The sequence below is a fragment of the Demequina gelatinilytica genome, assembly GCF_000971115.1.
GTDB lineage: Bacteria > Actinomycetota > Actinomycetes > Actinomycetales > Demequinaceae > Demequina > Demequina gelatinilytica.
The window spans coordinates 88,584-101,447 of sequence record NZ_BBLV01000017.1; the positions used below are offsets into that span (position 1 = coordinate 88,584).

Consider the following 12,864-nt stretch of genomic DNA (forward strand, 5'->3'; position numbering starts at 1 on the left):
CGTAGGCTGGCCGCGTGACCGACCCCGCCTCCTACCGCCCGGCACCGGGCACCATCCCGACCAAGCCGGGTGTGTACCGGTTCCGGGACCCCCATGGGCGCGTGGTGTACGTGGGCAAGGCCAAGAGCCTGCGCGCGCGTCTCGCGAACTACTTCCAGGACCCGGCGCAGCTGCATCCGCGCACGCGCGCCATGGTGACCACCGCGGCGTCCGTCGAGTGGACGGTGGTGCGCAACGAGGTCGAGGCGCTCATCCTCGAGCACACGTGGATCAAGCAGTACGACCCGCGCTTCAACGTGGTCTTCCGCGACGACAAGTCCTACCCCTACCTCGCGGTCACCATGAACGAGCAGTTCCCCCGGATCCAGGTGATGCGTGGCGAGCGCAAGAAGGGCGTGCGGTACTTCGGTCCCTATGCGAAGGCATGGGCCATCCGGGAGACGGTGGACACCCTGCTGACCGCGCTCCCGGTGCGCACCTGCGCGCCCGGCGTGTTCCGCAAGGCCGAGCGGCAGGGCAGGCCGTGCCTGCTCGGCTACATCGACAAGTGCGCCGCGCCGTGCGTCGGGCGGATCAGCCCCGAGGATCACCGCGAGCTGGCCGAGCGTGTGTGCCAGGTGCTGGCCGGCGACGCGAAGCCGCTGGTGCGCGACCTCACCGACACGATGCACGCCGCGGCCGAGCGCGAGGACTTCGAGTCAGCCGCGCGCGCCCGCGACAGGCTCCGCGCGCTCGACACCGTGCTCGCGCGCAACGCGATCGTGCTCGACACCGGCGTGGACACCGACATCTTCTCGCTCGAGGACGACGAGCTCGAGGCCGCCGCCCACGTGTTCCATGTGCGCGACGGGCGCATCGCGGGCGAGCGCGGCTGGGTGGTGGACAAGCCCGAGCCGCTGGGCCCGGCCGGCATGGTGGTGCGCCTCCTCGAGGAGGCCTACGGCGCGGCCGATGCCGAGGAGATCCCCCCGGAGGTGCTGGTTCCGCACCTGCCCGAGGACCACGCGGTTCTCACCGAGTGGCTGTCAGGTCTGCGCGGCGCGAAGGTGACGATGCGTGTCCCGGCCCGCGGCAAGAAGGCCGAGCTGGCGGGCACGGGCCACGGCAACGCCGTGCAGGTGCTCGAGCAGCACCGGCTCAAGCGGGCCTCCGACCTCACCACGCGGTCGGCCGCCCTTCAGGAGCTTCAGGAGGCGCTCGGGCTGTCCGAGGCGCCGCTGCGCATCGAGTGCTACGACATCTCGCACACGCAGGGCACCAACCAGGTGGGCTCGATGGTGGTGTTCGAGGACGCGATCGCGCGCAAGCCCGAGTACCGGCAGTTCTCGATCGCGGACGCGGTCGACGACACGGCGGCGATGCATGAGGTCCTGTCGCGGCGCTTCCGGCGCTACCTCGAGGAGTCCCAGCTGCCGCCTGAGGAGCGCGAGTCCGCGCGCTTCGCCTACCCGCCGCAGCTGGTGGTGGTCGACGGCGGTCTTCCGCAGGTGAACGCGGCGCGGCGCACGCTCGACGAGGTCGGGGTCCCCGAGATCGCCGTCGTGGGGCTCGCGAAGCGCCTCGAGGAGGTGTGGGTCCCGGGAGACGACTTCCCCGTGATCCTGCCGCGCGGATCCGAGGCTCTGTACCTACTTCAGCGGGTGCGCGACGAGGCCCACCGCTTCGCGATCCGCCACCATCGCGCGAAGCGGGGCAAGGCCATGAAGGTCTCCGCGCTCGACCAGGTGCCGGGCGTCGGTCCGGGACGCGCGAAGGCGCTGCTCACGCACTTCGGGTCCCTCGCGCGGCTCAAGGAGGCGTCGATCGAGCAGATCGCGCTGGTGCCCGGCGTCGGGGACGGCACCGCGCGGACGGTCTACCAGGCTCTCCGGGGCGAGGCTGGCATGCTGGAGCCATGATGGAAGAGGTCCCGCCAGTCACGTACCCGTCCGGCATCCCGCGCCCGGAGCTCGACATGACCGGGGTCGACGCCGAGGTGATGGTGCTCACCGGCATGTCCGGCGCGGGCCGCACCCGCGCTGCCGCGGCCCTCGCGGACCTCGGCTGGTACGTGGTCGACAACCTTCCTCCCCAGCTGCTCGCGGGCCTGGTCGAGATGATCGGCCGCGGCCCGCATCGCCGCCTCGCCGCGGTGGTCGACGTGCGCGGCGGCTCGTTCTTCCAGGACGTCGAGGCCGTGCTCGACGACCTGGAGACGCGCGGTATCGCCGTGCGCACCGTGTTCCTCGACGCGTCCGACGCGACGCTCGTGCGGCGCTTCGAGGAGGCGCGCCGCCCGCATCCGCTGCAGGGCGACGGGACCATCGTCGAGGGCATCGCGCGGGAGCGGGACGCGTTGGCCGCTGTACGGGAGCGGGCGACCGAGGTGGTCGACACGTCGAGGCTCAACGTCCATCAGCTCCGCGACACGATGACGGAGATCGCGGGGGAGGGGGAGCCGATCCTCCAGGTCAACGTCCAGTCCTTCGGCTTCAAGAACGGCGCGCCCCACGATGCCGACTTCATCGCGGACGTCCGCTTCCTCCAGAACCCTCACTGGGAGCCGGCGCTGCGGCCCCTGACCGGGCTCGACGAGCCCGTCCGCGACTACGTGCTCGCCTCGGACGGTGCGCGCGAGTTCGTCTCCGGCTACGCGGAGGTGATGGGCCTGGTGCTCGACCGCTACCGCGCGCACGACAAGCACTCGGTGACCATCGCGGTCGGCTGCACCGGAGGGAAGCACCGCTCGGTCGCGATCGCGTCCGAGTTGGGCCGCGTGCTCGCGGATCGCGGCTACCAGGTGCGCGTGACCCATCGTGACCGGGAGGCGCGATGAGCGGTCCTCGCGTGGTCGCGCTGGGTGGCGGCCACGGGCTCTACGCCTCGCTGACCGCGCTGCGCGGCGCATGCGAGGGTCTCACCGCGGTGGTCACGGTCGCGGACGACGGCGGGTCCTCCGGTCGTATCCGTGCGGAGATGCCCGTGCCCCCGCCGGGCGACCTGCGCATGGCGCTGTCCGCGCTGTGCGAGGACACCGAGTGGGGACGCACCTGGCGCGACGTCCTGCAGTGGCGCTTCGCGACGGGCGGGCCGCTCGACGGCCACGCGGTGGGCAACCTGCTCATCGCGGGACTGTGGGACCGCACCGGCGGGATCGTCGAGGGGCTCGACTGGGTCGCGCGGCTGCTGCGTGCCGAGGGGCGTGTGCTTCCGGTGTCCACCGAGCCGATCACGGTGAGCGCGGAGGTCGCATGCGTCGACGGCCCGCGCCGCGTCTTCGGGCAGGTCGCTGTGGCGACCGCGCCCGGCCGGGTGACGTCTCTCGCGATCGAGCCGCCCGATCCGGCGGTGCCGGCCGCGACGCTCGATGCGATCGCCCTGGCCGATGCGGTGATCCTGGGGCCGGGCAGCTGGTACACCTCGGTGCTCACGCACTTCCTGGTGCCGCGGGTCGCCGAGGCGCTCGTCGCGGTGGGACCGCGCACCATCCTCACGCTCAACATCGCCGACGAGGACGAGGAGACCGCAGGGACCAACCGGGTGGACGACATCGCCGCGTTGCGCGCGACGGCGCCCGAGTTCCGTCCGGCCGCCGTGCTGGTCGACGCGGCCGAGGACGATGCGGCGCTCCGGTCCGCGGTCGAGGCGTGGGGTGCGCGCTACGTGTGCGCGCCCATGCGCGAGGAGGGCACGCTCGACCGTCACGACGTCGCACGGCTGCGCGACGAGTACCAGGCGCTGGTGGCGTGGGTCATGAGCGGCGGCGCGCTCGCGCGGTAAGTGATGCCATCATTGTCGCCATGGCTTTGACGGCACAGGTGAAGGACGAGCTCGCAAGGGTCCCGCTCGAGAAGGTCTCCGCACGCAAGGCGGAGATCGCGGCGACCCTCCGATTCGCGGGCGGTCTGCACATCGTCTCCGGACGGATCGTCATCGAGGCCGAGCTCGACACCGCGGCGGCGGCGCGTCGCCTGCGCGGCTTCATCCACGAGACCTACGGTCTCGGCTCGGAGATCATCGTGGTCTCCGGTGGCGGCCTCAAGAAGGGCAACCGCTACGTGGTCCGCGTGGTCAAGGAGGGCGAGGCGCTCGCTCGCCAGACCGGGCTGCTCGACCACCGCGGCCGACCCGTCCGCGGGCTCCCGCCCCACGTGGTCGGCGGCGCGATCGAGGACACCGTGGCCGCCTGGCGCGGCGCCTTCCTCGCGCACGGCTCCCTCACGGAGCCCGGTCGGTCCTCGGCCCTCGAGGTGACGTCGCCCGGCCCCGAGGCCGCGCTCGCCCTGGTCGGTGCGGCCCGTCGCCTCGGGCTCAGCGCGAAGTCGCGCGAGGTGCGCGGCGTGGACCGCGTGGTCATCCGCGACGGCGACTCGATCGCGCAGCTGCTCACGCGCCTGGGCGCTCACGAGTCGGTGCTCGCGTGGGAGGAGAAGCGGACCCGCCGCGAGGTGCGGGGGACCGCCAACCGTCTCGCGAACTTCGACGACGCGAACCTGCGCCGCAGCGCGCGTGCCGCGGTGGCGGCCGGCGCGCGTGTGGCGCGGGCGTTCGAGATCCTCGGCGAGGACCTTCCCGAGCACCTGCGCGAGGCGGGCGAGCTGCGCCTCGCGAACCGCGAGGCGTCGCTCGAGGAGCTGGGCAAGCTGGCCGATCCGCCGCTCACCAAGGACGCGGTCGCGGGCCGCATCCGACGCCTCCTCGCCACCGCCGACAAGCGGGCCGAGGAGCTGGGCATCCCGGACACCGAGGCGGGCATCAACCAGGACCTCCTCGACGACGAATAGAGCCCCGGGAACGGTCTCACCTGGGACTTCTGTCCGCTGGGAGCGCCCCTCGATTCGTTGTAGGCTCATCAGCAGTGGCCCGCTTCCGAGCGGCGTCCGGCGCACGTAGCGGTGCGCACCTCACAACATCCACAATCGCGCCGCCCCGGCGGCGCACCGGAGGAGACACACTGTGACCATCAAGGTCGGTATCAACGGCTTCGGCCGCATCGGACGCAACTTCTTCCGCGCCGCGCGCGAGCTCGGCTTCGACTTCGAGGTGGTGGGTGTCAACGACCTCACCGACAACCACACCCTTGCGCACCTCCTCAAGTACGACACCGTCCTGGGCAAGTTCCCGGGCGAGGTGACCTACGACGACGAGAACCTCTACGTCGACGGCAAGGCCATCAAGGCCCTCGCCGAGCGCGACCCCGCCAACCTCCCCTGGGGCGAGCTGGGTGCCGACATCGTCATCGAGTCGACCGGCTTCTTCACCGACGCCGAGAAGGCCAAGGCGCACATCGCCGCCGGCGCCAAGAAGGTCATCATCTCCGCTCCCGCGAAGAACGAGGACGCGACCTTCGTCATCGGTGTGAACCACACCGACTACGACCCGGCCGCCCACCACGTCATCTCGAACGCCTCGTGCACCACGAACTGCCTCGCGCCGTTCGCCAAGGCGCTCAACGACGCCATCGGCATCGAGCGTGGCCTCATGACCACGATCCACGCCTACACGGGTGACCAGAACCTCCAGGACGGCCCGCACAAGGACCTCCGCCGTGCGCGTGCCGCCGCCCAGAACATCGTCCCCACCTCGACCGGTGCGGCGAAGGCTGTGGCGCTCGTGCTCCCGGAGCTCAAGGGCAAGCTCGACGGCTTCGCGATGCGCGTCCCCACGATCACCGGCTCCGCCACCGACCTCACCTTCGAGGCCTCGCGTGAGACCACCATCGAGGAGGTCAACGCCGCGATCAAGGCTGCCGCCGAGGGCCCGATGGCCGGCACGCTGTCCTACGTCGAGGACGACATCGTCTCCTCGGACATCATCGGCGACTCGCACCAGTCGATCTTCGACGCGAAGCTCACCAAGGTGAACGGCTCGACCGTCAAGGTCGTCTCCTGGTACGACAACGAGTGGGGCTACTCGGCGTCGCTCGCCAAGCTGACGAACTACGTCGGCGAGCGCCTCTAAGCACTCTCGATGTGATCGTCGCGACGGCCGTGCACGCTCTGGCGTGTGCGGCCGTCGTCGCGTCACCCTGCTTCACCCTTCCCCCTCTCACGAGAACGGAACATCCATGAAGACCATCGACTCGCTCGGCGACCTCGCCGGCAAGAAGGTGCTCGTCCGCTCGGACCTCAACGTCCCGCTCGACGGCACCACGATCACGGACGACGGCCGCGTGCGCGCCTCCGTGCCCACGATCCAGAAGCTGCTCGACGCCGGCGCCGCCGTCATCGTCACCGCGCACCTCGGCCGCCCCAAGGGCGAGCCTGAGGCCAAGTACTCGCTCGCGCCCGCCGCGGCCCGCCTCGCGGAGCTGCTCGGCAAGCCCGTGACGCTCGCCGAGGACCTGGTCGGCCCGTCGGCCAAGGCCGTCACCGACGCCCTCGAGCCCGGCCAGGTCGCCATGCTCGAGAACGTGCGCTTCGACGCGCGTGAGACCTCGAAGGTCGACGAGGAGCGCCAGGCGCTCGCCGCGGAGCTCGCCGCGTTCGCCGACGCGTTCGTCTCCGACGGCTTCGGAGTGGTGCACCGCAAGCAGGCGTCGGTCTACGACGTCGCGCAGGTGCTCCCCGCCGCCGCCGGCACGCTGGTCGAGAAGGAGGTCGTGTCGCTGGGCAAGGCCGTGACCGACCCGGCCCGCCCGTACGCGGTGGTCCTCGGCGGTTCGAAGGTCTCCGACAAGCTCGGCGTCATCGCGAACCTCCTCACCAAGGCGGACCGCCTCCTCATCGGTGGCGGCATGGTCTTCACGTTCCTCGCCGCCAAGGGCTGCGAGGTGGGCACCTCGCTGCTCGAGGCCGACCAGATCGACACCGTCAAGGGCTACCTCAAGACCGCCGAGGAGAACGGCGTCGAGATCGTCCTCCCGACCGACATCGTCGCCGCGGACAAGTTCGCCGCGGACGCCGATGCGCTCGTGGTCGCCGCGGACGCCATCCCGGCGGACCGCATGGGCCTCGACATCGGTCCCGACTCGGCCGCGCTGTTCGCGTCCAAGCTCGCTGACGCCAAGACCATCGTCTGGAACGGCCCCATGGGCGTGTTCGAGATGGAGGCCTTCGCGGCCGGCACCAAGGCCGTCGCCCAGGCGATGATCGACTCCGACGGCTTCTCGGTCGTCGGTGGCGGCGACTCCGCCGCGGCCGTGCGCCTGCTCGGCTTCGACGAGGCCGGCTTCGGCCACATCTCGACGGGCGGCGGCGCGTCGCTCGAGCTGCTCGAGGGCAAGGTCCTGCCGGGCCTCGCCGTTCTGGAGGACTGATACCCATGGCACGTACCCCCCTGATCGCGGGCAACTGGAAGCTCAACCTCGACCACCTCGAGGCGACGCACACCGTCCAGAAGCTCGCCTGGCTGCTCCGTGACGCCAAGCACGACTTCTCCGAGGTCGAGGTCGCGGTGCTCCCGTCCTTCACCTCGCTGCGCTCGGTCCAGACCCTTGTGGACGCGGACCAGCTCGAGCTGAAGTACGGCGCGCAGGACATCTCCGAGCACGTCTCGGGCGCCTACACGGGCGAGGTCTCCGGCACGCAGCTGTCCAAGCTGGGCGTCTCCTACGTGGCCGTGGGCCACTCGGAGCGTCGCCAGTACCACGGTGAGACCGACGCCGTCGTCGCAGCCAAGACCAAGGCCGCCTTCGAGCACGGCATCGTGCCGATCGTGTGCGTGGGCGAGGGCCTCGACATCCGCAAGGCGGGCGAGCACGTCTCGTACACGCTCGCGCAGGTCGACGGCGCGCTCGAGGGCCTCGACGCCGACAAGGCGAAGGACGTCGTCATCGCCTACGAGCCCGTGTGGGCGATCGGCACCGGCGAGGTCGCGACCCCGGCGGACGCCCAGGAGGTCTGCGCGGCCATCCGTGGCCGTCTCGCGGAGCTCTACGACGCCGAGCTCGCCGCCGGCGTCCGCGTCCTCTACGGCGGCTCGGTGAAGTCCTCGTCGATCGCGCAGCTCATGGCGGAGGAGGACGTCGACGGCGGCCTCGTCGGCGGTGCGTCGCTCGACCCGGAGGAGTTCTCCAAGATCGCGCGCTTCAAGCAGCACAACGCCGCGTAAGCACTCAGGAGCGGGGCCGGACCCTTGAGAGGGGGTCCGGCCCCGCTTCCCATGTCGCGTATCCTTGTGAGCGCAATCCATCATCTGGGAGAACCGTGGACATCCTCGAGACCATCCTCTGGGTCATGCTGGTCGTGACATCGCTGCTGATCATCGGCCTGGTGCTCATCCACCGCGGACGCGGCGGCGGCATCACCGACATGTTCGGTGGAGGCCTCGCGTCCGGCGTCCAGTCGTCCGCCGTCGGCGAGCGCAACCTCTCGCGCATCACGTGGGGTGTCGCTATCGCCTGGGGCGCCGTGGTCGTTCTGCTGGGGCTCGTGTCCCGGTTCTCCATCTAGGCAACGGAGGTCGCACCCATGGCAGGGGGCAACGCCATCCGAGGCTCGCGCGTCGGCGCGGGACCTATGGGAGAGGACGAGCGGGGCGAATCCGCGCCGCGTCAGGTCGTCTCGTACTACTGTGCGCGGGGTCACGTGACCTCGCCGAGCTTCGCGGTCGGTGACGACCAGGAGATCCCCGTCGAGTGGGACTGCCCACGCTGCGGGCTTCCCGGCGGTCTCGACGCGGAGAACCCGCCCGAGCCGATGCGCAACGAGCCTTACAAGACGCACCTCGCATACGTGAAGGAGCGTCGCTCGGACGACGAGGGCAAGGAGCTCCTCGACGAGGCGCTCGCTGCGCTGCGAGCCCGCCGCGGCGATCTCGCGGTCGCGGAGTAGAACGTCGCGAAGGCCGGCCACCTGCACAGGTGGCCGGCCTTCGCGCGTTCGGTGGCAGCGAAAGTGGTATCCCTTTGTCGGTTCTCGCGGCCCGTGCCATCGCAGTGGTAGGTCGTTGTCGACGCCCACGCGCGGCGGCAATGATCGACCACTGCGGCGCGCCCATCGGCCAGAAGCGACCACCATCGACCATGTGCGGTAGGCACGATGCCGCGGCACGGGAATTCGCGCGCACGCCTCCGCGTAGGGGAGAGTGGGACCCGGTTCCCCGACAAGAAGGAGAGAAGATGCAGATCGAGATCGAGTACTGCGTGCCGTGCGGCTACCTGCCCAAGGCGACCGCCGCGCAGACGCGCCTGCTGGAGGAGTTCGGCAACGCGATCGCGGGCGTGACGCTCAAGACCGGCCGCAAGGGCGTGTTCACGTTCCGTGCCGACGGCGAGGAGATCTACGCGAAGCCCGCGGAGTTCGACATCGAGGGCATCGTCGCCACCTTGCGTGAGCGGCTCCCGGAGCGCGACGGCGTGCAGCCCGAGGGCCGTGACCTGCTCATGGGCAAGCGCCACTGACCCCACCCCGCTCCTGACAGTCGCAACGGAGTTCAGCGCGACACGCCGATGGCCGGCCCCGTTTCGGGGCCGGCCATCGGCGTGTCGGTTTCAGATCCGTTGGGACTGTCGGGGAGGTCGGATCGGGTCAGACCTCCGCGACCGCCTCCGCGTCGACCAGCCACAGCGTCTCCTCCGTGCCGCGCACCGCGGCCGCTGGAAGCTCGAGGTCCCCGTGCAGCGCTCGCGCCGTGACCTCGGCCTTCGCCGCGCCCGCCGCGACCACCCAGACCCGCTTCGCGCGGCGGATGCACTCGAGCGTCAGGGACACTCGCGTGGGCGGAGGCTTGGGCGAGCCGTGGACGGCGATGACATCGGCGCCGGTGGCTGCGTAGCCCTCGTGACCCGGGAAGAGCGACGCGACGTGACCGTCCGGTCCCATCCCGAGCATCAGCACGTCCCACGCGGGAGCGCCCTCGGAGGCGATGTCCTCGGCGTACGCGAAGGCGGCCTCCTCCACGGTGGCGAAGTCCGAGGACGCGCCCATCCGGTGGATGTTCTCCTCGGGAAGCGGCAGCGCGCCCAGCATCGCCGCCTGGGCCTGGCCCTCGTTGCGGTCGGCGTCGCCCGAGGGCACGAAGCGCTCGTCGCCCCACCAGACGTGGACGCTGGTCCAGTCGATCGAGGAGGCCAGGGGAGAGCCCGCGGCGGCCGCGAGCGTGGCGATCCCCACGGTGCCGCCCGTGAGCACCACGTCCGCGCGCTCCTGAAGCGACAGGGTGTCGACCAGCGCGAGCAGCAGGCGCGCCGCGGTCGCCTCGGCGAGCGCATCGGCGTCCGCATGCACCACCACGCGACCGTTGCCGGTCACAGCGGGACCGCCGTGTCCTCGGCGAAGGCCGCGAGGACCTCGCCGTAGACCGCGTCCGCGTCGAGGCGGCGCAGCTCCTCCGCGAGCGCCTCCTCGAGGGAGCGGGCGGGCAGAGCGATCTGGTGATCCGGCTGCCCGGGCTGGCGGATGGTCGCGTTGTGGCCGTCGGGGCGCGAGATCTCGATGGACCCCGACGGGGTCTCGAGCACCACGTTCTCGAGCGCCGCGACGGAGTCGTCGTAGGTCGCCTCGATCTCGCAGCCGAGCGTGCTGCGCAGCCACGCGCCGAGCAGCAGGATGGACGGGCTGTTGGTGTCGCCGTGGAGGCGCGCAAGCGTCACCTCGGGCACCTTGACCTGGTCGAGGGCAGCGGCCATGAGCGCGCGCCAGCGCGTCAGGCGCGTCCACGCGAGGTCGGTGTCGCCCGGGCGGTAGCAGTGGGCGAGGCCCAGCAGCACGCCCGCAGGATCGTCCTCGCCCTTGGTGTCGGTGATGCGGCGCTGCGCCATGCGGCCCAGCGAGCGCTTGCCCAGGTCGGACGGCACGCCCGCGGGCCACCACACGACGATGGGCGCGTCGGGCAGCAGGAGCGGCGTCACGAGCGTGTCGTCGTGACCGATCTGATCGCCGCACGGACGCAGCACCACCACCTCGGAGGCGCCGGCGTCGCCGCCCACGCGGATCTCCGCGTCGAGCCGTGCCTCGGACGCGGTCCCAGGGGCGATGACGATGATGCGGCACGGGTGCTCGCGGGAGGCGACGTTCGCGGTGGCGATCGCCTGCTCCGCATCGGCGCCGGTCGCGTCGATCACGAGCGTCATCACGCGGGCGAGCGTGATGACTCCGCCCTCCTTGCGCGAGTCGATGAGGCGCTTGTTGATCGCGCCGGTGGTGGTGTGGGGAAGCTCGATGATCATGGGCGCCTCCAGACGCGTCCGTCGCGGGCCATCATGTCGTCGGACCCGGCGGGGCCCCACGTGCCGGAGCGGTAGGGCTCGGGCTGACCCTGGGTCTCCCAGAACGATGTGATGGGGTCGAGGATCTTCCAGGAGAGCGCAACCTCCTCCTGGCGGGGGAACAGCGGCGGGTCGCCGAGCAGCACGTCGAGGATGAGCCGCTCGTAAGCCTCCGGGGAGCTCTCGGTGAACGCGTTGCCGTACGCGAAGTCCATCGTGACATCGCGGACCTCCATGGCGGTGCCCGGCACCTTGGACCCGAAGCGCAGGGTCACGCCCTCGTCGGGCTGCACGCGGATCACCAGGGCGTTGGTGCCCACGTCGGAGCCGCTGATCTCCTGGAAGTACGGCGAGGGCGCCTTCTTGAACACCAGGGCGATCTCGGTGACGCGGCGCCCCAGGCGCTTGCCTGCGCGCAGGTAGAACGGGGTGCCCGCCCAGCGGCGGTTGGGCACGTCGAGTCGGATCGCCGCGTAGGTCTCGGTGATGGAGTCGGGGGAGATGCCGTCCTCGTCGAGGAACCCGCCCACCTGCTCGCCGCCGCGCCAGCCTGCCGCGTACTGGCCTCGCGCGGTGCCGAGCCCGAGGTCCTCGGGCAGCCGCACCGAGCGCAGCACCTTCTCCTTCTCCATGCGGAGGTCGTCGGCCTCGAAGGAGGCAGGCTCCTCCATCGCGGTGAGCGCGAAGAGCTGGAGCAGGTGGTTCTGGATCACGTCGCGCGCGGTGCCGATGCCGTCGAAGTAGCCGGCACGCGAGCCGATGCCGATGTCCTCGGCCATGGTGATCTGGACGTGGTCCACGTACTGCGAGTTCCAGATGGGCTCGAACAGCTGGTTCGCGAAGCGCACCGCCAGGAGGTTCTGGACCGTCTCCTTGCCCAGGTAGTGGTCGATGCGGAACACCGAGTCCGGCGGGAACACCTCGGACACCACGGCGTCGAGCTCCTCCGCGGACTCGAGGTTGTGGCCGAACGGCTTCTCGATCACCACGCGGCGCCACGTGTCCTCGCGCGGCGCGGACAGCCCGGACTCGCGCAGCTGGGTGACCACCTGCGGGAAGGCCGACGGCGGGATCGAGAGGTAGAAGGCGTGGTTGCCGCCCGTGCCGCGCTCACGGTCGAGCGTCTCGACGGTCTCGCGCAGGCGCGCGAAGGCCTCCGGGTCGTCGAACGTGCCCTGGACGAACCGGATGCCCTCGGACAGCTGCTGCCACGTCTCCTCGCGGAACGGGGTGCGCGCGTACTTCTTGACCGAGTCGTGCACCACCTGAGCGAAGTCCTGCTCGTCCCAGTCGCGGCGCGCGAAGCCCGTGAGGGCGAACGCCGGGGGCAGCAGGCCGCGGTTGGCGAGGTCGTACACGGCCGGCATGAGCTTCTTGCGGGCCAGGTCGCCGGTGACGCCGAACATCACCAGGCCGCAGGAGCCGGCGATGCGGGGCAGGCGACGGTCGCGGGGATCGCGCAAGGGATTGTTCACTCGAGTGACCTTCCAGGGGGGGACGTCGAAGGGGCGGCGACGATGCTTCCGCCATCCTATGGTGGCGGCGCGATGGCGGGGCGCCACCAGGTGAGACGACCCGCTCTTCCCGACAGCAGGAACGGAATCGGTTCCGACACGCCGGGGCGAGGGCCGCATCGTGCCCGATCCTGCGGCGTGTCGCCTCGAACTCCGTTGCGACTGTCAGGCTTGGGTGGGGGAGACGCAGAGGGGCCCCGCACCTTGCGGTGCGGGGCCCCT

The 12,864-nt window shown here is 71.0% G+C and carries 13 protein-coding genes; 10 read left to right on the top strand and 3 right to left on the bottom strand.

The window, feature by feature from the left end; translation table 11 throughout:
* The first annotated feature begins 14 nt into the window (after positions 1 to 14).
* The 10 genes from uvrC to AOM00_RS13015 all read left to right on the top strand — a co-directional run bounded on the left by uvrC (position 15) and on the right by AOM00_RS13015 (position 9,322).
* On the top strand, positions 15 to 1,898 hold the full coding sequence (gene uvrC / locus AOM00_RS12970) for an excinuclease ABC subunit UvrC (protein WP_062518190.1): 1,884 nt from the start codon (positions 15 to 17) through the stop codon (positions 1,896 to 1,898).
* Positions 1,895 to 2,815 (top strand): RNase adapter RapZ, encoded by a 921-nt coding sequence (rapZ, locus tag AOM00_RS12975; protein ID WP_082097062.1) that lies wholly within the window; start codon positions 1,895 to 1,897, stop codon positions 2,813 to 2,815. The genes uvrC and rapZ overlap by 4 nt, the downstream gene beginning before the upstream one ends.
* Positions 2,812 to 3,759 (top strand): gluconeogenesis factor YvcK family protein, encoded by a 948-nt coding sequence (locus AOM00_RS12980; protein WP_062518191.1) that lies wholly within the window; start codon positions 2,812 to 2,814, stop codon positions 3,757 to 3,759. Before rapZ ends, AOM00_RS12980 begins: the two co-directional genes overlap by 4 nt.
* Positions 3,760 to 3,779: 20 nt before the next feature.
* The gene (gene whiA / locus AOM00_RS12985; protein WP_062518192.1) at positions 3,780 to 4,763 is read left to right on the top strand and encodes a DNA-binding protein WhiA; all 984 of its coding nucleotides are present in this window, start codon (positions 3,780 to 3,782) and stop codon (positions 4,761 to 4,763) included.
* A gap of 172 nt (positions 4,764 to 4,935) precedes the next feature.
* Positions 4,936 to 5,940 carry a type I glyceraldehyde-3-phosphate dehydrogenase gene (gap, locus tag AOM00_RS12990; protein WP_062388731.1) on the top strand — a complete coding sequence of 335 codons (1,005 nt, stop codon included), beginning with the start codon at positions 4,936 to 4,938 and terminating at the stop codon, positions 5,938 to 5,940.
* Positions 5,941 to 6,046: 106 nt separating this feature from the next.
* On the top strand, positions 6,047 to 7,237 hold the full coding sequence (locus tag AOM00_RS12995; protein WP_062518193.1) for a phosphoglycerate kinase: 1,191 nt from the start codon (positions 6,047 to 6,049) through the stop codon (positions 7,235 to 7,237).
* A 5-nt stretch (positions 7,238 to 7,242) separates the two neighbouring features.
* Positions 7,243 to 8,031 (top strand): triose-phosphate isomerase, encoded by a 789-nt coding sequence (gene tpiA, locus AOM00_RS13000; RefSeq protein WP_062518194.1) that lies wholly within the window; start codon positions 7,243 to 7,245, stop codon positions 8,029 to 8,031.
* A gap of 95 nt (positions 8,032 to 8,126) precedes the next feature.
* Positions 8,127 to 8,372, top strand: coding sequence for a preprotein translocase subunit SecG (gene secG, locus AOM00_RS13005; protein WP_062306854.1), 246 nt, complete (start codon positions 8,127 to 8,129; stop codon positions 8,370 to 8,372).
* Positions 8,373 to 8,390: 18 nt separating this feature from the next.
* Positions 8,391 to 8,753 (top strand): RNA polymerase-binding protein RbpA, encoded by a 363-nt coding sequence (locus AOM00_RS13010; RefSeq protein ID WP_062306850.1) that lies wholly within the window; start codon positions 8,391 to 8,393, stop codon positions 8,751 to 8,753.
* Positions 8,754 to 9,040: 287 nt separating this feature from the next.
* Complete coding sequence (locus AOM00_RS13015; protein WP_062518195.1) at positions 9,041 to 9,322, top strand: SelT/SelW/SelH family protein; 282 nt, start codon at positions 9,041 to 9,043, stop codon at positions 9,320 to 9,322.
* Between the two features lie 127 nt (positions 9,323 to 9,449).
* Here AOM00_RS13015 and pgl read toward each other — a convergent pair whose 3' ends face one another.
* Genes pgl through zwf form a run of 3 tightly spaced genes read right to left on the bottom strand, consistent with a single transcriptional unit; the run spans position 9,450 to position 12,603 of the window.
* Positions 9,450 to 10,172 carry a 6-phosphogluconolactonase gene (gene pgl / locus AOM00_RS13020; protein ID WP_062518196.1) on the bottom strand — a complete coding sequence of 241 codons (723 nt, stop codon included), beginning with the start codon at positions 10,170 to 10,172 and terminating at the stop codon, positions 9,450 to 9,452.
* Positions 10,169 to 11,089 carry a glucose-6-phosphate dehydrogenase assembly protein OpcA gene (locus AOM00_RS13025; RefSeq protein WP_062518197.1) on the bottom strand — a complete coding sequence of 307 codons (921 nt, stop codon included), beginning with the start codon at positions 11,087 to 11,089 and terminating at the stop codon, positions 10,169 to 10,171. The genes pgl and AOM00_RS13025 overlap by 4 nt, the downstream gene beginning before the upstream one ends.
* A complete protein-coding gene (zwf, locus tag AOM00_RS13030; protein ID WP_228373505.1) occupies positions 11,086 to 12,603 on the bottom strand; it encodes a glucose-6-phosphate dehydrogenase in 1,518 nt (505 codons plus the stop codon). Before zwf ends, AOM00_RS13025 begins: the two co-directional genes overlap by 4 nt.
* Between the last annotated feature and the right edge of the window lie 261 nt (positions 12,604 to 12,864).

What these genes read in the sequence shown, in the direction of transcription:
- rapZ (WP_082097062.1), top strand. Translation starts at nt 1,895, where the DNA reads ATGATGGAAGAGGTCCCGCCAGTCACGTACCCGTCCGGCATCCCGCGC.
- AOM00_RS12980 (WP_062518191.1), top strand. Translation starts at nt 2,812, where the DNA reads ATGAGCGGTCCTCGCGTGGTCGCGCTGGGTGGCGGCCACGGGCTCTAC.
- whiA (WP_062518192.1), top strand. Translation starts at nt 3,780, where the DNA reads ATGGCTTTGACGGCACAGGTGAAGGACGAGCTCGCAAGGGTCCCGCTC.
- AOM00_RS12995 (WP_062518193.1), top strand. Translation starts at nt 6,047, where the DNA reads ATGAAGACCATCGACTCGCTCGGCGACCTCGCCGGCAAGAAGGTGCTC.
- tpiA (WP_062518194.1), top strand. Translation starts at nt 7,243, where the DNA reads ATGGCACGTACCCCCCTGATCGCGGGCAACTGGAAGCTCAACCTCGAC.
- AOM00_RS13010 (WP_062306850.1), top strand. Translation starts at nt 8,391, where the DNA reads ATGGCAGGGGGCAACGCCATCCGAGGCTCGCGCGTCGGCGCGGGACCT.
- AOM00_RS13015 (WP_062518195.1), top strand. Translation starts at nt 9,041, where the DNA reads ATGCAGATCGAGATCGAGTACTGCGTGCCGTGCGGCTACCTGCCCAAG.
- AOM00_RS13025 (WP_062518197.1), bottom strand. Translation starts at nt 11,089, where the DNA reads ATGATCATCGAGCTTCCCCACACCACCACCGGCGCGATCAACAAGCGC.